The 21,792-nt window shown below is 42.1% G+C and carries 16 protein-coding genes and 3 rRNA genes (1 of these 19 running past the window's edge); 12 read left to right on the top strand and 7 right to left on the bottom strand.

What is annotated here, in order from left to right; all coding sequences use genetic code 11:
• The 3 genes from DOZ58_RS10505 to rrf (DOZ58_RS10495) form a co-directional block, all read left to right on the top strand.
• Positions 1-1,120, top strand: a 23S ribosomal RNA gene (locus DOZ58_RS10505); it begins 1,741 nt to the left of the window's first position.
• 100 nt (positions 1,121-1,220) lie between these two features.
• A 5S ribosomal RNA gene (rrf, locus tag DOZ58_RS10500) occupies positions 1,221-1,331 on the top strand.
• Positions 1,332-1,346: 15 nt separating this feature from the next.
• Positions 1,347-1,469, top strand: a 5S ribosomal RNA gene (gene rrf, locus DOZ58_RS10495).
• A gap of 448 nt (positions 1,470-1,917) precedes the next feature.
• Here rrf (DOZ58_RS10495) and DOZ58_RS10490 read toward each other — a convergent pair.
• Both DOZ58_RS10490 and DOZ58_RS10485 read right to left on the bottom strand, forming a co-directional pair.
• The gene (locus DOZ58_RS10490) at positions 1,918-2,274 is read right to left on the bottom strand and encodes a hypothetical protein (RefSeq protein WP_111888241.1); all 357 of its coding nucleotides are present in this window, start codon (positions 2,272-2,274) and stop codon (positions 1,918-1,920) included.
• Between the two features lie 12 nt (positions 2,275-2,286).
• Complete coding sequence (locus DOZ58_RS10485; RefSeq protein WP_111888240.1) at positions 2,287-3,141, bottom strand: RNA polymerase sigma factor; 855 nt, start codon at positions 3,139-3,141, stop codon at positions 2,287-2,289.
• Positions 3,142-3,457: 316 nt separating this feature from the next.
• Here DOZ58_RS10485 and DOZ58_RS10480 point away from each other — a divergent pair, with 316 nt between their 5' ends.
• The 4 genes from DOZ58_RS10480 to DOZ58_RS10465 all read left to right on the top strand — a co-directional run bounded on the left by DOZ58_RS10480 (position 3,458) and on the right by DOZ58_RS10465 (position 8,113).
• Positions 3,458-4,144 carry a response regulator transcription factor gene (locus tag DOZ58_RS10480; RefSeq protein WP_111888239.1) on the top strand — a complete coding sequence of 229 codons (687 nt, stop codon included), beginning with the start codon at positions 3,458-3,460 and terminating at the stop codon, positions 4,142-4,144.
• 9 nt (positions 4,145-4,153) lie between these two features.
• Positions 4,154-5,398 carry a sensor histidine kinase KdpD gene (locus DOZ58_RS10475; RefSeq protein WP_242988476.1) on the top strand — a complete coding sequence of 415 codons (1,245 nt, stop codon included), beginning with the start codon at positions 4,154-4,156 and terminating at the stop codon, positions 5,396-5,398.
• A 67-nt stretch (positions 5,399-5,465) separates the two neighbouring features.
• Positions 5,466-6,149, top strand: a complete 684-nt coding sequence (locus DOZ58_RS10470) for an ABC transporter ATP-binding protein (RefSeq protein ID WP_111888237.1) — start codon at positions 5,466-5,468, stop codon at positions 6,147-6,149.
• Positions 6,146-8,113 (top strand): ABC transporter permease, encoded by a 1,968-nt coding sequence (locus tag DOZ58_RS10465; RefSeq protein WP_111888236.1) that lies wholly within the window; start codon positions 6,146-6,148, stop codon positions 8,111-8,113. The genes DOZ58_RS10470 and DOZ58_RS10465 overlap by 4 nt, the downstream gene beginning before the upstream one ends.
• 268 nt (positions 8,114-8,381) lie before the next feature.
• On the opposite strand, the gene DOZ58_RS10460 is transcribed toward DOZ58_RS10465, so the two are convergent.
• Positions 8,382-9,215 carry a MurR/RpiR family transcriptional regulator gene (locus tag DOZ58_RS10460; protein WP_111888235.1) on the bottom strand — a complete coding sequence of 278 codons (834 nt, stop codon included), beginning with the start codon at positions 9,213-9,215 and terminating at the stop codon, positions 8,382-8,384.
• Between the two features lie 166 nt (positions 9,216-9,381).
• On the opposite strand from DOZ58_RS10460, the gene DOZ58_RS10455 reads away from it, so the two are divergent.
• The 5 genes from DOZ58_RS10455 to DOZ58_RS10435 all read left to right on the top strand — a co-directional run bounded on the left by DOZ58_RS10455 (position 9,382) and on the right by DOZ58_RS10435 (position 14,719).
• Positions 9,382-10,170 (top strand): sugar phosphate isomerase/epimerase family protein, encoded by a 789-nt coding sequence (locus DOZ58_RS10455; protein WP_111888234.1) that lies wholly within the window; start codon positions 9,382-9,384, stop codon positions 10,168-10,170.
• Entirely contained in the window at positions 10,160-11,176 is a 1,017-nt protein-coding gene (locus DOZ58_RS10450; protein WP_111888233.1) for an ABC transporter substrate-binding protein, read from the top strand. Before DOZ58_RS10455 ends, DOZ58_RS10450 begins: the two co-directional genes overlap by 11 nt.
• Before the next feature lie 67 nt (positions 11,177-11,243).
• On the top strand, positions 11,244-12,962 hold the full coding sequence (locus DOZ58_RS10445) for an iron ABC transporter permease (RefSeq protein ID WP_111888232.1): 1,719 nt from the start codon (positions 11,244-11,246) through the stop codon (positions 12,960-12,962).
• Between the two features lie 3 nt (positions 12,963-12,965).
• Positions 12,966-14,012 carry an ABC transporter ATP-binding protein gene (locus DOZ58_RS10440; RefSeq protein ID WP_111888231.1) on the top strand — a complete coding sequence of 349 codons (1,047 nt, stop codon included), beginning with the start codon at positions 12,966-12,968 and terminating at the stop codon, positions 14,010-14,012.
• Complete coding sequence (locus DOZ58_RS10435; protein WP_111888230.1) at positions 14,009-14,719, top strand: phosphatase; 711 nt, start codon at positions 14,009-14,011, stop codon at positions 14,717-14,719. Before DOZ58_RS10440 ends, DOZ58_RS10435 begins: the two co-directional genes overlap by 4 nt.
• A gap of 87 nt (positions 14,720-14,806) precedes the next feature.
• Here DOZ58_RS10435 and DOZ58_RS10430 read toward each other — a convergent pair whose 3' ends face one another.
• The 4 genes from DOZ58_RS10430 to glgD form a co-directional block, all read right to left on the bottom strand.
• Positions 14,807-17,233, bottom strand: a complete 2,427-nt coding sequence (locus tag DOZ58_RS10430; RefSeq protein WP_111888229.1) for a glycogen/starch/alpha-glucan phosphorylase — start codon at positions 17,231-17,233, stop codon at positions 14,807-14,809.
• A gap of 135 nt (positions 17,234-17,368) precedes the next feature.
• A complete protein-coding gene (locus DOZ58_RS10425; protein WP_111888228.1) occupies positions 17,369-19,252 on the bottom strand; it encodes a glycoside hydrolase family 13 protein in 1,884 nt (627 codons plus the stop codon).
• A gap of 7 nt (positions 19,253-19,259) precedes the next feature.
• Complete coding sequence (gene glgA, locus DOZ58_RS10420; RefSeq protein ID WP_204355513.1) at positions 19,260-20,672, bottom strand: glycogen synthase GlgA; 1,413 nt, start codon at positions 20,670-20,672, stop codon at positions 19,260-19,262.
• A gap of 3 nt (positions 20,673-20,675) precedes the next feature.
• Positions 20,676-21,788, bottom strand: coding sequence for a glucose-1-phosphate adenylyltransferase subunit GlgD (glgD, locus tag DOZ58_RS10415; RefSeq protein WP_111888226.1), 1,113 nt, complete (start codon positions 21,786-21,788; stop codon positions 20,676-20,678).
• Positions 21,789-21,792: the final 4 nt, after the last annotated feature.

Genomic DNA, 21,792 nt, shown 5'->3' with positions numbered 1-21,792 from the left:
TTTAGCAAAAACATAGGTCTCTGCTAAATCGAAAGATGATGTATAGGGGCTGACGCCTGCCCGGTGCTGGAAGGTTAAGAGGAGTGCTTAGCGCAAGCGAAGGTGCAAATTTAAGCCCCAGTAAACGGCGGCCGTAACTATAACGGTCCTAAGGTAGCGAAATTCCTTGTCAGGTAAGTTCTGACCCGCACGAAAGGCGTAACGATTTGAGCGCTGTCTCGACAACACACCCGGTGAAATTGTAGTACTCGTGAAGATGCGAGTTACCCGCGACAGGACGGAAAGACCCCGTAGAGCTTTACTGCAATCTGGCATTGAGTTTTGATCGTGCACGTACAGGATAGGTGGGAGACAAAGAATTTGGGACGCTAGTTTCGAAGGAGTTGCCCTTGGGATACCACCCTTGTACGATTGGAATTCTAACGAGTGGCCGTAATCCGGTCATCGGACAGTGTCAGACGGGCAGTTTGACTGGGGCGGTCGCCTCCTAAAAAGTATCGGAGGCGCCCAAAGTTACCTTCAGGATGGTTGGAAACCATCTCTTAGAGTGCAAAGGCAAAAAGGTGATTGACTGCGAGAGAGACATCTCGAGCAGAGACGAAAGTCGGGCTTAGTGATCCGGTGGTTCCGAGTGGAAGGGCCATCGCTCAACGGATAAAAGCTACCTCGGGGATAACAGGCTTATCTCCCCCAAGAGTCCACATCGACGGGGAGGTTTGGCACCTCGATGTCGGCTCGTCTCATCCTGGGGCTGAAGCAGGTCCCAAGGGTTGGGCTGTTCGCCCATTAAAGAGGCACGCGAGCTGGGTTCAGAACGTCGTGAGACAGTTCGGTCCCTATCCGTCGTGGGCGTTAGATATTTGAGAAGAGCTGTTCCTAGTACGAGAGGACCGGAACGGACAAACCACTGGTGCACCAGTTGTTCCGCCAGGAGCATAGCTGGGTAGCTAAGTTTGGAAAGGATAAGTGCTGAAGGCATCTAAGCACGAAGCCCCCTTCAAGATAAGATATCTCACCGAAAGGTTAAGGTCCCTGATAGACGATCAGGTAGATAGGCTGGATGTGGAAGTATGGCAACATATGGAGCTGACCAGTACTAATCGACCGAGGTCTTGATCCAAGATTTTATACACTATGCTGTTTCGAGTGATCGATGATCACCGAAAAGCAATTCATATAAATGCAATTATAATTAAATAGTTTTTAACTAGTCTAACTAGTTCCGTAATGATGGCGGAAGGGCCACACCTGTTCCCATACCGAACACAGAAGTAAAGTCTTCCAGCGCCGAAAGTACTTGGTGGGCAACTGCCTGGGATCCCATACCGAACACAGAAGTAAAGTCTTCCAGCGCCGAAAGTACTTGGTGGGCAACTGCCTGGGATCCCATACCGAACACAGAAGTAAAGTCTTCCAGCGCCGAAAGTACTTGGTGGGCAACTGCCTGGGAGGATAGGACATTGCGGGACTTTTGAATTTTTTGCCCAAATTTTGTAAAAATTTGGTATGCAGCTGAGCAGAGCGAAGCAAAGGTGCAAAAAAGAACGCAGTTGACGAGGGTTTGATCCGGACTAAGGATTAAACAAACCCGAGGAAACTACGATCAGTTAAACCGAAGCCGTGCAAAAAAATAGATATATGAATATTGATTCAAGTTTACTTGAAAATCAATGTTCATATATCTATTTTTTTATGGGGCGAAGCCCCAAACGCAGGCGTAGCACAGCGGAGACGGAGTTGCACGGATTCATTTCACGGCAGTAATTTTTAGAGCGTTTTGGAGATAAATGTATTTTCCAAGTTAGTATCGCCATCTTCGACTAGATGCTTAGCGGCGAGCTAGTTTCAGTAATTTCAAACAACCATACAGGCAATTGTCGTGTTGCAATTACCTGTACAATAATATTTCTATTAAGCTTATTCTACCTGATATTTTGTATTACAGGTTTTACAGCTGATTTCATATTTATATGAAGCAAGGTTCTTTTCCAGAATTGTTGCTAACGGAGATTTGTCTTCAGGACAACATAGACGATTCTTTATGGTAATCAATGATTGTTCACTACTGGTTTGCTCCGTACTTTGACGTTCAAATACGAGATGGACACTTCCGCAGTTTCCGCATTTGCATCGATAGTCGAATCGAAAAAGGTCATAAGTTACATAACACAGATAACCAATCGTCTTGTTGCAACCCTCACAATAGATCCAGCCACCGTAAGTATTGGCCAGTCGTGTGTTTATCAACTCTTTATATGCTGGTATTCTTGCCATAACGGTGTTCCATTATGCCTGACCCATGATGGTCGCCATGTTTTCAGAGAATAGTATATTTTGCAGAAAATCCTTGGTATTCTGGGGAGAACGATAGCTGGGCAATTTGGCAAAGATTGCCGATTCCATATCCATTTCTTCCATAGCTGCCAAATAATCTAACGCGACATCTTCATCCACTTTTTCAAGTTGATGGTACTCTAAATTGGCTGGATTTAAGCGGTGATTTGTGATGGCATAGCCGATTCGCTTTTGACAATTGCATTTTTCTGGTGAAGCAAGACCGCAATACTGCTTCAGAAAACCAGCCATTTTTTGACGAATTCGGGATAAACGCTGGCGGTATGCTTCCGGGGTAATTCTCAGAATCTCCCCACAAACCTTGCTGTCCACTTTAAACATGATGCCCAGGACATAGATCAGACGACTTTCCGGGTCAAAACACTGGAGCATCACGTTAGTACAGGACATTTTAAGTTCATGGGTTAAAATTTCCTCATCGACGCCATTCATCATACCCGGATTATTTCTCAAAAATCCGGCCTCAATGTCCGCCCCATAAAACTCAAAGCTAAGTGGTGGTTGTTTTGCAAAAAATGAATTTTTGTAGTTCAGCAGGTAATTGGTTGCGATGCGATACACCCAAGTAGAAAACGCACTCTCTTTCCGGAAAGAGGACAAGCCCGTCATTGTCTTGATTAAGATTTCCTGGGTGGCGTCCTCCGCATCATGGGGATTGCCGAGCATCCGTAATGACAGATTATACACCATGTCCTGCACACTGCCGAGCAGGAGTTCCAATGCCTGTTTGTCACCATTAAGGGCTAATTCAATTTTCTCATTTGCGTCATCGGTTTTGTTATTCATATTAATCTCCATTCTATGTAATTTTGCATTATACTAAATTAGACAATAGTTGATCATGGGTTGTGACAGAAATTTTTAACTTTTTTTATTCGCCTGGATTTAATTATAGGCTTTTATTTTAATGATTTTTTACTTCATTTGCAAGGAAAAAGCTAAGGGTTACCCTCAATAAAAGAACCGCTTGCATCCAAGCGAATACCGAAATATACTGTAAGAGGATAATTTAGTTTGCGTGGTTCGTGCTCACCAAACCTAAAGCAAAAATTAATAAAGGTTTTTAAATTCATAAATACATCGCTAAAAGAGAGGGACAATCATGAATAATATTCTACTGGTGGAGGATGATTTAAGTCTGATTGACGGACTAGTGTTTTCTTTAAATAAAAACGGATTTCAGGTTGAGGTTGTCAGAACTGTCAAAGCGGCGCTAGTCCAACTATCAACAACTCAATATGATCTTTTGCTGCTTGATCTGACATTACCGGATGGAACCGGATTTGAGATATGCAGGCACGTCAGGCAAGCGTCAACGGTTCCCATTATCTTTCTGACTGCATCAGATGAAGAAGTGAATGTTGTAATGGCCCTCGATATGGGTGGGGATGATTACATCACCAAACCCTTTAAATTGAATGAACTTATTTCTCGAATCAATGCCTTGTTTCGGCGGGCAAAACTATCAGCGACTTCCGGTAAAGAGTTAAAATCCAATGGCATCGTCATAAAACTCGATGAAAACAAGGTTATGAAAGAAAATCGGCTGGTTGAACTCACAGGTTCTGAATACCGGCTGTTATGCTTATTGATGCAAAACCCAAATATGATTTTAACCAGAACGCTAATGCTGGATCGACTTTGGGATGAAAGTGGCAGTTTTGTAGATGATAACACATTATCCGTCTATGTTCGCAGATTACGGAACAAAATTGAAGATAATCCTCAAAAACCGGTATGCTTATTAACGGTGAGAGGTATCGGATACAAATGGAATCACCAGAAGTGAGGAATGAAAATGTTAGGTTCAAACGATAATAATTTAAAGCAACAGGCAGTCATTACCATACTTATTTTGTTGGGAATGATCATAACGATGCAGATTGTCGTTATGCAGATGACAGAATCGTATAAAGAAAACATGATGACACACGATGCTGAGATAGCTGGACATTTGCTTAGCCATGGCGTGAATACGCATCAAATTAGGATGGCGTTCACTGACCAGAAAGTCGATGAAGCGGTAATTAATGGGGCAGCACTGTTAAAAACAGCCGGCTACCAAGAAGGTATGGCTAACAGCTTATTGCCGAAAGTCGATCAATTTTATCAAAAATATGCGGTCATTATGTTGGTTTTTACTTCAGTGTTTTCCTTGTTTCTACTGGCGGTATTTTATTTTTTTGCATTCCAACGAAATAAAAAGCTTGAAGATGCCGGTAAGAAAATTCAACGTTTTATGGATGGTGATGCATCGATTCGTCTGAACGATGGCGGCGAAGACGAGCTTTCTGTTTTTTTTTCTAAAGTGAATACGATGGCAACAGCTCTGACAGTCCACATTGAAAAAGAAAAGCATCACCGGATTTTCTTAAAAGAAACAATTTCTGATATTTCTCATCAATTAAAGACACCACTGGCGGCATTACAAATGTACAACGAGATTATTCTGGATGAAAAAACGGGCAACAAGGTAGTTGAAGATTTTGTGCAAAAAAGTCAGCGTGAACTGTTACGGATGGAGAACCTGATTCAAAATCTGTTGAAGCTGGCAAAGATTGATGCCGGCACTATTGTTCTGGAAAAAAACAGTCGCGAATTAAAGCCATTTTTGGAGGAATGCAGAATTGTGTTAATGACTCGAGCGGAACGTGAAAATAAAAAGATAAATCTTGTCTGTGACCCATCCATCAGGATGAGCTTTGACGAAATCTGGCTGGGCGAGGCACTGGAGAATATCATTAAGAATGCCCTTGACCATACCAAAGAAACCGATCAAATTGAAATATGCGGTGTGGAAAACAGTCTGTTAATTGAAATTACGATTAAAGATAATGGTGCTGGCATCGATCCGGAAGATATTCATCATATTTTTGAACGTTTTTATCGAAGTCGTTACTCAAAAGACCATCAGGGGATTGGCATCGGCCTGGCGCTTTCAAAAACGATTATTGAAAAGCATGGTGGCACCATCACCGTCTACAGCGAATTGGGCAAAGGCACAGTGTTTCATGTGATCTTTCCGAAACTTACAAATTTGTAAGAATGGATTCACGTGGGAGTCATGTGAGCATGCTATCATTTCAATAAAGAAAGGTGAGGTGTGAATAGTGAATATTTTATCAACGCTTAATTTGTGCAAAACATATGGTAAAGGTGATACAAAGGTAGCGGCATTGAATAATGTGTCGATTTCCGTGTCAAAAGGGGAGTTTGTATCGGTCATTGGACCATCGGGCTCAGGGAAGAGTACGCTGCTTAATATGGTTGGAGCCCTGGATCAGCCTACAACCGGAACGGTGACGATTGATGGCAAAGAGATTCATAAAATGAAGGAAGAGGAGCTTTCGATATTTCGGCGTCGCAACATTGGCTTTATTTTTCAGGCGTTTAATCTGATTCCTGAATTAAATGTCGAAGAAAATATGGTGTTGCCGATCTTGCTGGATTATCAAAAACCTGACAAGCACTACATTAATGAATTATTGGGCATCTTGGGGCTAGCAGAAAGAAAACAGCATCTGCCCAGCCAACTTTCGGGCGGTCAGCAACAACGGGTGGCAATCGGCCGGGCACTTGCTACCAAACCGGCGATTATTCTGGCTGATGAGCCAACCGGTAACTTGGACAGTAAAAATAGTCAGGATGTGATGAATTTACTCAAGTTGTCGGTAGACCAGTATAACCAGACGGTGATTATGATTACCCATAATCACAATTATGCATCCTTTGCGGATCGTGTATTTCAGGTAAATGATGGAATGGTCAGAGAACTTGGTGAGGGCAAAAGATGAGAAATTATCTTGATTTAGCACCCAAGTATTTGGCTGGATATAAAAATAAAACCCGGTTAACGATTTTTAGCGTCGTCATGGCGGTGGCACTGGTCGTTGGAATATTCTCGATGCTGGATGCCCTGGTAAAGTTTGAAACAGCACAGGTATTAAAAAGCGAAGGCAATTATCATATTCTCGTTCGTGATCCGACGCAAAATGAGATGGATATCATTGGAAGTCGAATCGACGTGGAAAATTCAGGGCTTTTAAAAGATCTGGGAGAGGGCAAAACTAATGATGAGATTTGTGCCTTGGGATATATAAGTGAAAATTTCGCCAGCAATTTAAATATCGACCTGATTGAAGGTAAGATGCCAAGAAATGATCATGAAGTCGTGCTTGAAAAATGGTACCTGGATCAACAGGTCTTAAATAGCGGCGACACGATAAAGATCACCCGATCTGACGGGACGGCCGAAGATTATGTGATCAGCGGTGTCATTAACGACTGGGGTGCCACCAAGGCCGCTGCGATTCCTTTTGTTTTTGTCTCAACGGAAACGGCAGAGAAACTGACTGTGGTAACCAGTCAATATTTTGTGCTGTTTAAGGCGGGGGTGAATATTTCGAATGCCGAAAAAGAAATAGTCACCGTTTTGAATATTCCCGAAGAGCGGATGGGTTACAATGAAGGTCTTCTGGCGCTGATGCTGGAAACTAAAAACAACCGGGTCTTAACCTTTTACCTCATTGGAGCGGTACTGTTCGGTTTGGTACTGGTTACCGCAGTCGTGATGATCTACAATACCTTTAATATATCGGTGATTGATCGGGTTCGACAATTTGGATTACTGCGGTGTATTGGTGCTTCAAAAAAACAAATCAGGCGAATGGTAAGAAGAGAAAGCTTGATTATTTCGCTGAAGGCCATCCCTTTAGGGGTACTGGCTGGAATGCTGCTAACCTTTGTCTGCTCGGCGGTACTAAAAATTTACAACCCTCAGCTCTTTGGTGATATTTCAATTATAAATATCAGTGCCATTGGCATCGGAGCAGGGACATTGACCGGTTTTCTGACGGTTTTTATGGCTTCCATGTTGCCTGCCAAAAAAGCTGCAAAGGTTTCGCCAGTCAATGCCGTTACCGGAAGTGCCGATCTGAAAATTTCGATCAGGCAGAAATGTGGTTTGCTCACCAGACTATTACCAGTTGAAATTGCAATGGGTGTGAACAACGCGGTGAGTAAAAAACGAACGCTAATCCTGATGACCAGCTCGATTGCCATCAGTATTATTTTATTCTTGGGATTCAGTGTTCTGGTCAATCCTGTTTTTATGGGGATAAAAACGGACAACCATGATACCGCGGATCTGACCCTAACATCGGAGCAGAGGATTTCGCCTGAATTATGGCAAGAATTATCCCAGTTGGACGGCCTTGAAATTATCGGGAATCCAACTGAGCATGCGATTGATCTCCAGCTGCGTGACAAAAATGACAACCAGAAAGTGGATGAAGTTAAGACAATGATTGATGAGACGATTACCCTGCACGATAAACGACAGATGAATGCCGAAGCAAACAATGCCTTTATGACCATCGCCGTTTTTATTTATGGATTTGTGACAGTCATCGCATTAATCAGTATTTTAAACATGATCAATACTATGAATACCAGTGTCGTGTCAAGAACCAAATATCTGGCGATGCTCCGGGCCGTGGGTATGTCAGATAAGCAACTTAATAAAATGATTCTGACGCAGTCAATTGCCTATAGCGTGACTGGTTGTATCATGGGTTGTATTTGTGGTGTGCTACTTCAAAAGAAACTGCTTGATTTTCTTGCTGCGGACTGGTCTTTTCCGTTATATCAGATCGTTGGGATAGCAGTCATTTGTATCATGACGGCAGCTTTATCAGTCATTGGTCCACTAAAGAAAATTAAGAAGCTGGGGATTTCAGAAGCGATGGCATCGATATAAGCTTTAAAAGCTGATGATAACGACTACGAATCCAATAACAAAGGAAACCCTCAATTTGATTTAACCGAAATCATGTAGATCCGCGGCAACAGAAACTTCATCATATCCCCTGGCATGTAATTGTCATTTTGAAACAACCCACTGCAGTAAAGTTTATTTCTAACTGATACAATAACACAAGTTTTCGCTGTGAACTGTATCTGCGGATACAGTTCACGACAATTAAAAAAATGTGACAGAAATTTTGGCATTGTACCGCTCAGAAGGATTATCGTTTAATTAAGTTTTGATAATTTGCGCGAAGCGTGGAGAGTTTTTCTAAATGCTCCAGTGAATGCTCAGAATGCGATGCGATTTCAAGGATTAAGGCATCGACGACAGACATTGGGGCAGTCATGGAGTGATACTCAGTGGGATCACCGCGATGACTATATAAAAAAGCCTGACATTGATAATGAAGATGCATCGATAAAAGATCGGTAAAGAGAATCAGATCAAAATTGATTCGTTCTTTTTCACTAAAAATAATATCGGTTTCGGCAAGGACACGACCATAGGAAAAAACAATGACTAAGTCAGTGGGCTCAAAATTATTGATGGTTTCATAAATTGCCGAACCACCATCGATGAGAATGAACTCAATATTCAGACGCTTTAATCGATAGCGGAGAATATAAGCGATACCAAGCGAAGCATCAGGGGCAAAGACATAAATGCGGTCATGGTAAAGGAACAGCTCAGCCGCAGCTTCAATGGCTTCATCCGTGAGTTGAAACAAGGTATGTTCAATCGATTCAATATTCTTTAAAAAAACGTTTTGGACGTTGCTATCGGTTTCTTTCATTTTTTCCAGGGTGGTCCGTACCTTTGAAGCCGGTGTTTGACCGGTCTGCTGAAGCATCGTTTTCTGAAAATGACGAATATTTTTAAAACCGATTTTTTTCCAGAAGCGACTAATGGTGGCGTTACTCACACTAATTTTTTTTGCGATCGCTTCAGAGCTTTCATAATAAACATTAGGGCTGCTTTTTAATAAGTAGTCCAGGATTAAATGGTCTTTTTTTGACAATAATTGTCGATCGATTTGACTGAGTTCAATCATACGATTCCTCCAGAATTTTTCTTTATTATAACATTTAAAATCAAAAATGCAATATAATTTTCAATAAATGCAGCATGAAAATAAATTAACATATTGTTAATTCGCATTTAACGGGTTGTTAATATAATTAAGATAGACTTGCTTTGAAATAGGAAAGGAGGTCGGTATGAAGAATCTCTATGTATCGTCGAATTTTTTCTTTAATACTGATTTAGAAACGATGATGAATAAGACGAAGCGCTATGGTTTTTCCGGCATTGAAGTTTGGGCCCAACAATTTGATTTGTCGCGATATTCACGAAAAGAATGCCGCACATTATCAGATCAATACGGATTAAAGAATTTTGTTCATGCCAAGAGTTGGGATCTTAACTTTGCTTCATTAAATCAGAACATCCGGAACACATCCATTGAAGAAATCAAACGATCGATTGATTTAGCGGATGCATTGGCGATATCAGAAGTCACGGTGCATCCGCCCCAAATGACCTTGGTGGGAGATCGTGATCGAAGTTTGCGATTGGGTAGAAATAGCTTGGCAGAAATTGTATCGTATGGTGAAAGCAAGAATATTGATGTTTCCATTGAGCTAATGGAAAAATTGCCCCATGAGCTGGTGACTTCTTATGAAGAATTTACTGAGCTTGCGGATGGTTTTATTGATCAGCTGAAAGTCACCATTGACATTGCACATTGTGACAGCCTGGAGGAGTTTGAGCACTACTTTGATGTATTTGATAATATCTCAAAAATTCATCTTAGCAATCGCAAAGGAAACGTCTTGCATACACCACTATATGAGGGTGATTATGATTTCAGTAGTTGCTTTGATACGATTTTAAAAAAGAACCTTCCAATTGTTCTGGAAGGGTTTGACGCTAGACCGGGTTTAATGCAGGTAAAGAAAGAAGTATCCTATATAAAAAAAATTATGGAGGAAAACAATGGTTTTTAAACGAAGAATAATGGTGATGGCACTGGTTTTAATTAGTTTGATGACTTTAACAGGGTGTCAGGAAAGTGTGGCAAAAACTGAGACGATCAAACAAGAGGGAAGCTTAACGATTTATACGTCGATGCCGGATGCCGATATTCAGGTATTATCCGAAGCCTTTAATAAAACGTATCCAGATGTCGAAGTCAGTGTTTTTAGAAGCGGAACGGAAGAAGTGGTCAGTAAAATAATGGCGGAAAAAGAAGTTGGTAACATCAGCGCCGATGTGCTTTTAATTGCCGATGCCGGAACCTTTGAAACCCTAAAAAATGAAGATCTTTTAATGAGCTATAAATCTAAAGAATTACAGGGCATCAGTAAGGAATACTATGATGAAGCGAACACCTACACCGGAACAAAGATTATTTCTACGGGTATTATTATCAATACGGATTTAGTTAAGCAAGAGGTGAAGGGATATCAGGATCTTTTAGCCCCATCATTTAAGGATCAGCTAATCATGCCGAGCCCATTGTATTCAGGCGCCGCGGCTTATAATCTGGGGGTTTTGACTCGGACAGATGGCATTGGCTGGGCATACTATGAAGGACTAAAAGATAATGGCGTGACTGTCGATAAAGGAAACGGAGCGGTTCAAAAGGCCGTCGTTGGGGGAGAGAAAAGTGCCGGTATTATTGTTGATTATATGGCCATTCGCTCCAAGGCTGATGGTGCACCGGTTGAATTTGTCTATCCCGAAGATGGATCACTTATTATTACCGAGCCAATCGGGATTTTAAAAGCGAGCAAAAATCCGGAAATAGCAAAGTTATTTGTCGACTATGCATTATCGGAGGCTGGCCAGGAAGTGGTATCACAAATTGGTTATACACCGATAAAAGAAGGTGTTTCAGCTCCGGAAGGATTTAAAACAGTGGGTGAATTGACCAATCTGACTTATGATTTGAGTGTGCTGGCAGAGAATCGAGATGCCGATAAAGAAAAATTTACAGCATTGTTTCAATAAAGCTTTTAACTTTAAAACTTCAACGTCGCGAATCCGGCGTTGAAGTTTTTATCAGAATGGAGTCAACATGCATACAAAAAAAACTACGTATCAAAGAATTGGAACGGCTCTTTTTTTTGGTGGGCTGGGCTTTTTATTGATACTACCCTTAATGCTGTTATTTTTACGCAGCTTTTCGACAGAAAGCAGTTCAATTTTTTTAAACTACGTGAGTCTGTTAGCTGAGCCGCGAACAGTAAGTGCGATCAAAAATACGATTATTATTGGGATCGGTGCCACGATTATTTCGGTAGGTTTAGGTGGTATACTCGCATTTTTGATGGCATATACAAATATTAAGCGTAAGAAATTGATCCAAACAATGATTATGGCCCAGTTTATCATTCCATCCTATGTGATTACTCTGGCTTGGAGCCAGCTCTTTCAAAAAACCGGAGTGATTAATCAATTTCTTGAAAAGATACGGCTTCCGATGGTTGATATTTATACCATTGGTGGAATTGTTTTTGTCTTGGGACTTTGCAATTTACCGCTTGTATATACTCTAACACTCAGTATGTTTCGAAAAGTACCAAGAGATTTGGAATGGGCCGGACGAATATCTGGATGTACCCAATGGCAGACAATGATAAAGATTAATCTGCCGCAGGTGTTGCCAGCATTAATTGGGGGAGGGATTTTAGCGTTTTTGGCCGCACTGGATAATTTTTCGGTGCCCGCTTTTCTGGGGATCTCCTCAGGAATTCCGGTTTTGAGTACCTATATTTATGAAAAAGCCATTAGCTTTGGTCCCAGTGCCTTTACACAAGCAGCAACCTTAGCCGTGATGCTGGCAATTATTTCAATGGTCGGCACCATTATTCAAGGAAGGTTGATTAAAAAAAGTTCAGGAATGGACAGCATTAAAGAAGATTTTAGTGAGCGAATCCTTTTTACTAAAACAAAGCGCCGCATTTTAGAATGGACAATTATTTCTGTTTTAGGGATGATCACAGTTATTCCGCTGGTTAGCATGATGATTTCGTCGGTGCAAAAATACTATGGGGCCAGTTTTGAAATCAAAAATTTTACCTTCAGCGCCTTTGAATTTGTGTTTACCAATGCGGCAGTGGCCTCAGCCGTAAAAAATAGTATTGTCTTTGCCGGTGTGGCCTGTTTGATCTGCGTTTTCCTGGGCACCGCCATCGGCTATTTAAAAGCCCGAAATAATGCTTTGTCAGTGAAACTAGTTGAGCTGGGAGCGACACTCAATTATGCGGTACCAGGTATCGTGTTGGCACTGGCTATGATCTTTTGCTTTGGTAAATTTCCAAATGTGTATAATACATCAAAAATTATTATTATTGCCTATGTATTTAGGTATCTGATTATCCAGATTAAAGGCAGTGCGACTGCTGTTCTGACAGTGGAGGCGTCCCTTGAGGAAGCGGCATTGATTTCCGGCACAGGAATTATAAGAAGATGGACGGACGTTTTGATCCCGCTGATTCGCCAACCGATTTTAATGAGTTCGTTTTTTATTTTTAACTCGGCTCTCACTGAATTGACGTTGTCCTCAATGCTGTCAGCAGCAGGGACGAAGACGATTGGCTTGACTATTTTTAATTTACAGCAGGCGGGGTCTTATAATCTGGCCGCAACAATGTCAACGGTTCTGGTTTTATTGATACTGGCAGGCTATTTATTGATTTGGATGATGCAGCGAGCCAGTCGTAAAAAGGCAGCAAAACAAGTCGCTGCTGAAAAAGTACTAACAAAGATAATTAACCCCTGTCTGGAGGAATAGAAGATGAGCTTGACTATACAAAATTTAAGTAAAACATACGGTAAAAATAAGGCCCTGGATAATATCAACCTTGACATCAATAAAGGCGAATTTATCGCCATACTCGGGCCATCAGGCTGTGGTAAAACCACATTACTTCGGATTATAGCCGGTTTTATTTCGCCGGATCAGGGAAAAATTTGCCTGGATCAAACCGTATTGACGGAAAATCAATGGAGTTTACCCGTTGAAAAAAGAAATTTGGGCATGGTGTTTCAGTCCTTTGCCTTATGGCCGCACTTGACGGTTCGGGAACATATTAAATTTCCCTTGCAAAGCCGGCGCAACAAGGCCCTTTCGGCGGACAAAAAAAAGGAATTATTCAAAAAAGCTGTACAGAGCACCGGGTTAGAGCCATATATTAATCGGCTTCCCGGCGAACTGTCAGGGGGACAGAAACAAAGAGTCGCGCTGGCCAGGGCGATTGTTGAATTACCGCCTGTATTACTGATGGATGAGCCGCTCAGTTCTTTAGATGCGGAATTAAAAATCAATATGCGCAGAGAAATAAAAGAAATCCATCAATTAACCGGTTCAACCATTGTCTATGTGACCCATGATCAAAACGAAGCCCTGGCGATGGCTGATCGGATTATTATTATGAAAGATGGAAAAATTGAGCAAATGGATACACCGGAAAAGATTTATAATCAGCCGAAAACAGAGTTTGTTGCGCGTTTTGTCAGTAAAAGCAATATCTTAAGTGGAAAATGGGATAGTGGTCGTTTTTATTGTACGGATCATGATTGTGAATTTGAAGGAGATGGGGTGGATCATTATTTTGTGACCCATAATATTTATCCGATTCGCCCTGAAGAAATGGAAATTAAACCCATCCATCAAAAAAACGAAGGCATCATCGGAACGATTCAGGATAAACAATATAATGGGCGCGAGATTCATTATATCGTAAAAAGCGTATCAGGATTTTTAAATGTTTACGCAAATAAGGATGAAGGTTTTAAAATAAATGATCAGGTATGTCTGATTAAGAAGGAAACGACTCAATGAAACTGCTAATGGATTTACATACCCATACAATTGCCAGCGGTCACGCTTACAGTACCTTAAAAGAAAATATTGATGAAGCGAAAAATAAAGGTCTAAAGATCCTTGGAACCAGTGATCATTCTTATACCATGCCGGGGGCTCCAGAACCTTTTTTTTTCGAAAATTATAAAACAATCAATCAAGAGATAAATGGTCTTCGAATTCTAAAAGGAGTTGAAGCGAATATCCTGGATTACGATGGAAAAATTGATGTCTCAGATAAAATGATACATAATGTGGATTATGTGATTGCCAGTCTTCACTCCCACTGTATAAAGTCAGGCTCAAAAGAAGAAAATACCGATGCGATAATTGGAGCAATGCATAATCCGGCGGTAAAAATCATTGGTCATCCTGATGATGGGCGGTTTCCGCTAAATTATTGGCGGCTAGTACAGGCGGCAAAAAAATCAGGTGTGATTCTGGAGCTGAACAATGCTTCGTTAATGAAAACGTCAGCTCGAACAAATACGGAGATCAATATGATAGCGTTAATAAAATTAATTAAAAAAAACAACATACCGGTGATTCTTGGTAGTGATAGTCATATTTATTATAATGTGGGACGTTTTAATGAAATAATAAAACTGATTCAGGAGCAGGGATTACCGGAAGAATTAATCATTAATTGCAGTATCAAACAACTCGAAGAAAAGCTGCAAAAATAACCGTTTGCAAAATAGAAAACCCGTAATAATGAAAGCCCGGCCGGATTTAACCCGGACCGGGCTTTCATTAAAAGGAGGGTGTGTTATCTACAGTGTCTTCCAAATATTTTTCTGATAGTCCAGAATCGCACGATCGCTGGAAAATAGACCGGAGTAGGCCACGTTGCTAAGGGACATTTCAAACCATTTGTTTTGGTCTTTAAATAGTTCATTGATACGGTCTTGTGCTTTTGTATACGCGTCAAAGTCTTTTAAGACGAAGTAGGTATCGTTATACAAAAGCAGCGCGTCATAGATACTTTGAAAATTGTCTAAATGGCCAAAGGTGCCATCGATGAGCTGACGCATTATTTTTTGTATGCGAGGATCGTTTTCATGAATCTGAACAGAACTGTAACCACCATATTTTTGGTAATGCGTGACCTCGTCAGCGGAGAGTCCAAAGGTAATAATATTGTGCTTGCCGACGGCTTCATGGATTTCAATGTTGGCGCCGTCCATGGTTCCCAAGGTAATGGCACCATTCATCATAAACTTCATATTACCAGTACCAGAAGCTTCTTTGCCGGCGGTTGAGATCTGCTCGGAAATATTGGCAGCAGGATAGATAATCTCACCCAGGGTTACGTTAAAGTTGGCCAGAAAGACCACTTTGATCTGATCACGGATACCGTTATCTTTATTGATGAGATCGGCAATATAATTAATCAGCTTAATAACTTCTTTGGCAAAATAGTATCCCGGAGCCGCTTTACCGGCAAAGATAAAGGTTCGCGGAACAATATCAATATGGGGGTTTGCTTTTAAGTAATTGTATAAGTGGAGAATCTGCAAGGCATTCAGGAGCTGCCGTTTGTATTCGTGGATTCGCTTAACTTGAATGTCGAAAATGGAATCCGGGTTGATCGTGATATGATTATGCTCCTTAATATAATTTGACAAATTGATTTTATTATCCAATTTGATTTGATTAAACTGATCGATAAACGGCGGATCATTCTGATAATCCATTAGCTTCTCAAGAGCAAAAAGGTTGTTGATCCAATCCGTGCCAATGGATTCAGTGATTAAGTCTCTTAAACCGGTGTTGTTATTAATCAGAAAGCGCCGGGGAGTGACCCCATTTGTGACGGAATGGAAACGTTCTGGGAATAATTGATAATAGCCATTGAAGGTTTCTTCTTTTAAAATTTTGCTATGGAGCTCGGCCACGCCATTAACCGAGTGGCTACAGATAATGGCCAGATTAGCCATGTTAACTTGGTTATCCTGAATGATTGATAAGGCATTTATTTGCAGTTCATTGAGTCCCGGTTCTAATCGCAAGTCTTCCTGAAATTGTCGGTTGATTTCTTCGATAATCATGTAGATTCGCGGCAACAGAAACTTCATCATATCCGCCGGCCATTTTTCCAGCGCTTCCGGAAGAACAGTATGGTTGGTAAAAGTCAGGGAGTTAATGGTGATTTTCCAGGCATCGCCCCAGCTTAAACCTTCTTCATCCATAAAAATACGCATCATCTCAGGGCCACACAGGGCGGGATGGGTATCGTTGATATGGATACATATCTTGTCGGCAAATTCATCCAGACAATCGTTGTTATAGCGCTTGAAGCGGGTAATCATTCGTTTTAAACCGGCACAGACAAAAAAATATTCCTGTTTCAGGCGCAGTTGCTTGCCATCGAATTGACTATCATTGGGATATAAAATCTGGGTAATCGCCTCGGCCTCGGATTTATGTCGAACGGCGTCGAGAAACTGGCCCTCATTGAAGCTGGGCAAATCAAATTCTTCGACGGGTTCGGCGCTCCATAGCCTTAGTGAATTCACGGTATTGTTGTGATAGCCTTTTACGGGAATATCATAGGGCACCGCTAAAATCGGTTCATAATCCTCAAGAACAAAGGTCAGTACGCCATCTATTCGCTCAGAACGAAGATGACCGTAAAACTTAACGACAACCGATTCGTGGGGTTTTTTAATTTCAAAGGGATAGCCATGGCGCAACCAGTTGTCGGCGACTTCAACCTGTTCGCCGTTAATAATTTTCTGTTCAAAAAGACCATGCTTATAATGGATACCATTGCCATGAAAGGGCAGTCCCAGGGTGGCAGAAGACTCTAAAAAACAGGCCATTAGCCGTCCCAAACCGCCATTGCCCAGGCCGGGATCAGCTTCCTGACTGAGAATAGTCTGATAATTCAAACCTAACTCAGCCATGGCAATTCTGACGGTTTCCTCCATCCCCAGACTATTGACATAGGATTTTAACAGCCGACCAATTAAAAATTCGATCGAGAACAGGTAGACCCGCTTGTGGGGAACCTCGTCGTATTGAGATCTTGTTTTAGCCCATTGGGAAGCTGTTTTATCCATAACGATTTCAGCGAGAGCCTGGTACTGATCGAGCACCGATGACTCAGCAAGATATTCACCAGAAACTTCCTGGATTTTTTTTATATATGAAGATTTGAAATCTTCAATTTCTTGTAGGCGTTGTGATGGTTTCATGAGGCTTCCTTTCAACAAACTTGTTTTAAAGAATCAGAAAATAAATTATAGTAGTGGTCACAACTTTTTTACCCCATATTTCCAAGATAAAACAAAAAAGATTGCGGATAACCGCAATCCTTTGAGATAGAGCGTCTAAACAGTTTGACAGGTGTCAGGAGTGATCATCACAATGGCGTAAGAAAGTGGTGGAAGAACAATGGGGTTTAGTGAGATCGCTTCCTCTGAGATTAAATCAAAACCCTTGCATCCGCTAAAATCCGGATGTTTAAACAGGTGAACCGCTCGGGCATTCCGGTTAAACAGGCAAAAACAGAGCGTGTCTTCATTCCGTCTTTCAAACACGAAAAGATCGTCACTGGCTTCGTAGGGTTGCCAGGAGCCGTTCTGAAAAACCGCATAATCAGCCCGAAGTTTTGTGATCTGGCGGTACCACGAAAGGAGATCCTGATCCTCATTGCCCCAGGGATAGGTACGTCGGTTGTAGGGATCTTCAAAACCCTGGACCCCAGCCTCATCGCCATAGTATAAGCAGGGGACACCTGGGAAGGTAAACTGAATCAGGCTGAGCAGTTTTAATCGTTTTACAGCGAGTGCGTAGTGGCTGTCATCCAGGCGATAGTTTTTTTGGCTATTCTTTCCCTGATGTTTATAGGCTTCCCCCAGGACGTTAAGAATCCGCCGCCGATCATGGCTGCCAATCAGGTTCATGTTTCCCATAAATTGGTCTTTGGGATAGTGCTCGTAAAGTGACATCATAATCCGGGCGGCCAGCCCGGAGCTTTTATCGCTAAGAACAAAATCGATAAAGGTTTCCCGGAACGGGTAGTTCATCACGGCATCCAGTTCATAACCGGAAAAATAGCTGCGCAGTTCCTCATAGGCTACTTTACGGGAGGCATCTTCCCAGACTTCGCCGATTAAGATACTGTCCGGGTTTTCTTCGATCATCGTCTCCTTAAGACCCATAATAAAAGGGTCTGGCAGTTCATCAGCGACATCCAGCCGCCAGCCGGAAGCCCCGGATTTCATCCAGTGACGAATGACACTATCCTTGCTTTTATAAATAAAGGCCTGAAAATTAGGATGCATTTCATTCGTGTTCGGCATGGCGTCAACCCCCCACCAACAGGTATAGGTTTTGGGATAGTCGGTGAAGGTGTACCAGGGATAGTATTTAGAATCTTTCGATTGATAGGCACCAACCTCCGGATAATTTCCATAACGATTAAAGTAAAGGCTATCGTCACCGGTATGGCTAAAAACCCCATCAAGTATAATCGAAATCCCTCGTTTTTGGCACTCTGAAGCCAGGGTTTCAAAACTTTCCTGGGTGCCCAGGGCCGGGTCGATGGTCATATAATCGCCAGTGTCATAGCGGTGGTTGCTTCGTGCCTTAAAAATAGGGTTCAGATAAAGAATGGTGACGTTTAAACTCTTCAGGTAGTCGAGCTTTTCGGTGATGCCTGCCAGGGTGCCGCCAAAAAAATCCCAGTATTTGATGCCACCATCCTTCTCACGGAAATAGTGGGGGTTATCATTCCAGTTGGGATGGAGGATGGCATTTTTATGAAAATTGGCAAGATCAAAGTCCGCACCCCGATTAAACCGGTCGGGAAAAATCTGGTACATAATTCCCTGGGAGTACCAGGCCGGTGACTGCCGTTTGGGATCATAAATTGTAATTTGGTAGGAGGGCGGTTTTGTTTCATAAATTCGGCCTTCGCCGCCCAAATGATCATGCCGGGTGCCATAGGCATAGGCGCGGCCCCGGGAGCAAAAACTAAAATCATACCAGAGGAGTCCAGGAATGACGGGCATCTCCAGGGTCACTTCCCAATAATCAGTTTCCCGGGATTTGATCATGGGATGCGAAGTTTCCTGGTTATTAAAATAAGTCCGCAACTTTAATTTGTCAATTTCAGTGGCATAAACGCGCAAGGTGACGGTACTGCCAATTGGTAATGCCCCAAAGGGCTTGCGATAGGCCAGCTCCCATGAATGATGACGAAATTTCATAATCTTATCACTCCATCAATTTATTATAATATGAAAGGTACGTATCAGCGGATTGCTTCCAGTCAAAATGGCTGTTGTAAGCATTTCTTACCAGCATTTTAAAAGATGCCGGCGCATCGTGGTAGAGGGCTACGGCATGCTGGATGGTAAAAAGCATATCGTGGGCATTGTAAGTTGCAAAACTTAAGCCATTGCCATTTTTGGTTTTGGGGTTAAAATAAGTGATGGTGTCTTTTAGGCCGCCGGTTTCCCGAACAATGGGGACCGCGCCGTAACGCATGGCAATCATCTGAGAAAGGCCACAGGGCTCAAATTTAGAAGGCATCAGGAAATAATCACTGGCCGCATAAATTTTTCTTGAGAGCGCTTCATCAAAATCGATGATGGCCACCATCTTATCCGGATAGTTGTAGGCAATGCTCCGGAAAAGATTTTCATAAACAGCATCGCCGGTCCCCAGAATAACGAGCTGCAGATTCTGCTGTAAAATCTCATGGATCACGTTGGACACCAGATCCAGACCTTTTTGTTCAACTAACCGGGTGATCATCGATACCATCGGAACATCCTCACGGACCGGCAGATCGAGATATTCCTGTAAGGCTTTTTTATTGTCGGCCTTCTTTTTTTCGGGACTGTCAAAGGGAACAAATAAGGCGGGGTCAGTCTCTGAATTATAAATGGACTCATCGATGCCATTGAGAATCCCCACTACCTGGTGACTGAGATGGCGGATTACCCCGTCCAGGCCTTCGCCATAGTAGGGGTCGGTTAGTTCATTTGCGTAGGTTGGACTGACCGTGGTGATTAGATCAGCCGTATAAAGAGCGCCTTTCATCAGATTAATCTTTCCGTAATACTCCAAGTCTGAGGGTAAGAAGCCCAGATGGAGGTAGGGGCTGATATCGTGAAAACCATAAACCCCCTGATAGCGGATATTATGAATGGTAAAAACCACCTTGGTGTCAGGAAAAGCCCGGCGATATTGATGCTTGATCAGATAGGGAACAGCGGCCGTCTGCCAGTCGTTGCAGTGAATAATGTCCGGAGAAAAATCCAGTAATGGTAGAGAATCCAATACGGCCCGGCAAAAAAAGCAAAACCGTTCGCCGTCATCGAAATAGCCATAAAGTGAGGGGCGCTTAAAAAAAGCTTCATTATCAATAAAATAAAAAGTGACACCTTCGTATTCACAGGTCAACAGGCCGCAATAATGCAGGGTATCCGACATCCATATCTGAAAGTGTTTGAGGGGTTTTATTTGTAGGCGTAATTCTTCTGGGATGGTGCTGTATAAGGGAAGGATAACCCGGGCATCGACATCTTCGGGAAATGATTTTGGCAGGGCGCCAAGGACGTCTCCCAAGCCACCACTTTTTGAAAAAGGGTAAGCTTCTGAAGCAACAAATAGGACATTCAACATTTAAATTACCGTGCCTTTCTTTAAAACAATGGGAGCGTGGGGTTTACCCACTAAGGTGGTATGGTCACTGATTTTAGTATCCTTATCCATGACCACATAGTTTAGATTAACATTTCTCCCAATTTCACACCGCTGCATAATGATACTGTTTTGGATGTGTGAGCCAACATTCATTTGGGTATCTCGAAAAATAATGCTGTGATTAATGGTTCCGTCAATGGTGCAGCCGCTACCGACAATGGAATTGTACACCTCGGCGGGATCGTTATAAAGGGTTGGGTGGTTGTCTTTTATTTTAGTATGAATGGAATTTTTACCCATAAAGAGTTCTTGCATAACGTCATATTCCAATAAATCCATACTGGTTTTCATATAGTTTTCCAGGCAGTTTACCCGTTTGATATAACCGCAATGCTGGGCACCGAAGACCCGGAGGGTGTCGATGTTGTATTTGATGATATCCATTAAGTCAAAGTCTCCGGTCCGCTCACTAAGATCCAGCAATTCCTCCAGAATGGATTTTTTAACAAAAAACATTTCAGCAAAAAAATGCCCAGTGGTATGTTCTCTTTTGTAGTGGAGACCGCTGACCCGATTTTTGGTAAACTCCAGGAAAAGATCATTGTCCCTGAGATGGTACAGGGGATCATCTTTTTTAAAGATCAAGGTAATATCACTGTCATTTTTTAAATGCAGATCATAAGCATTTTTAAAATCAAAGGTGGTAACCAGGTTAGGAGACGCAATCAACACATGTTCAGCAGTGGTGGCGTCCAAAAAGCCCCGGTTATTCTGAAGATTACGCAGATTAACCTTGATCAGACGCCCGATATGGTAATTATTAGAGCCTGAGAGAATCGAAAGATCCTGCGTTTTTCGACTTAGGGACCACTCCTTGCCGGTTCCCAGATGATCCACCAGGGAACTGTATTTATGGGAACCGATGACACCAATTTGAGATAAACCGGAATTAACCATATTGGAGAGGGTAAAGTCGATAAGACGATAACGTCCGCCGAAAGGCAGGGTGCTCAGGCTACGATGGGAAAGAAAATCTTTTAAGGAATCATCCTCACCATCCACATTTAAGATAAGTCCAACAGCATTTTTCATTTTT

It is taken from the genome of Acetobacterium sp. KB-1, from assembly GCF_003260995.1.
GTDB classification, from domain to species: domain Bacteria; phylum Bacillota; class Clostridia; order Eubacteriales; family Eubacteriaceae; genus Acetobacterium; species Acetobacterium carbinolicum.
This window is presented reverse-complemented; position numbering and strand designations above follow the sequence as displayed.

Excerpts from the sequence above, each read along its gene's own strand:
- DOZ58_RS10480 (WP_111888239.1), top strand. The coding sequence starts at position 3,458 with ATGAATAATATTCTACTGGTGGAGGATGATTTAAGTCTGATTGACGGA.
- glgD (WP_111888226.1), bottom strand. The coding sequence starts at position 21,788 with ATGAAAAATGCTGTTGGACTTATCTTAAATGTGGATGGTGAGGATGAT.
- DOZ58_RS10475 (WP_242988476.1), top strand. The coding sequence starts at position 4,154 with ATGTTAGGTTCAAACGATAATAATTTAAAGCAACAGGCAGTCATTACC.
- DOZ58_RS10450 (WP_111888233.1), top strand. The coding sequence starts at position 10,160 with ATGGTTTTTAAACGAAGAATAATGGTGATGGCACTGGTTTTAATTAGT.
- DOZ58_RS10435 (WP_111888230.1), top strand. The coding sequence starts at position 14,009 with ATGAAACTGCTAATGGATTTACATACCCATACAATTGCCAGCGGTCAC.
- DOZ58_RS10465 (WP_111888236.1), top strand. The coding sequence starts at position 6,146 with ATGAGAAATTATCTTGATTTAGCACCCAAGTATTTGGCTGGATATAAA.
- DOZ58_RS10485 (WP_111888240.1), bottom strand. The coding sequence starts at position 3,141 with ATGAATAACAAAACCGATGACGCAAATGAGAAAATTGAATTAGCCCTT.
- DOZ58_RS10440 (WP_111888231.1), top strand. The coding sequence starts at position 12,966 with ATGAGCTTGACTATACAAAATTTAAGTAAAACATACGGTAAAAATAAG.
- DOZ58_RS10460 (WP_111888235.1), bottom strand. The coding sequence starts at position 9,215 with ATGATTGAACTCAGTCAAATCGATCGACAATTATTGTCAAAAAAAGAC.
- DOZ58_RS10425 (WP_111888228.1), bottom strand. The coding sequence starts at position 19,252 with ATGAAATTTCGTCATCATTCATGGGAGCTGGCCTATCGCAAGCCCTTT.
- DOZ58_RS10430 (WP_111888229.1), bottom strand. The coding sequence starts at position 17,233 with ATGAAACCATCACAACGCCTACAAGAAATTGAAGATTTCAAATCTTCA.
- DOZ58_RS10490 (WP_111888241.1), bottom strand. The coding sequence starts at position 2,274 with ATGGCAAGAATACCAGCATATAAAGAGTTGATAAACACACGACTGGCC.
- DOZ58_RS10455 (WP_111888234.1), top strand. The coding sequence starts at position 9,382 with ATGAAGAATCTCTATGTATCGTCGAATTTTTTCTTTAATACTGATTTA.
- DOZ58_RS10445 (WP_111888232.1), top strand. The coding sequence starts at position 11,244 with ATGCATACAAAAAAAACTACGTATCAAAGAATTGGAACGGCTCTTTTT.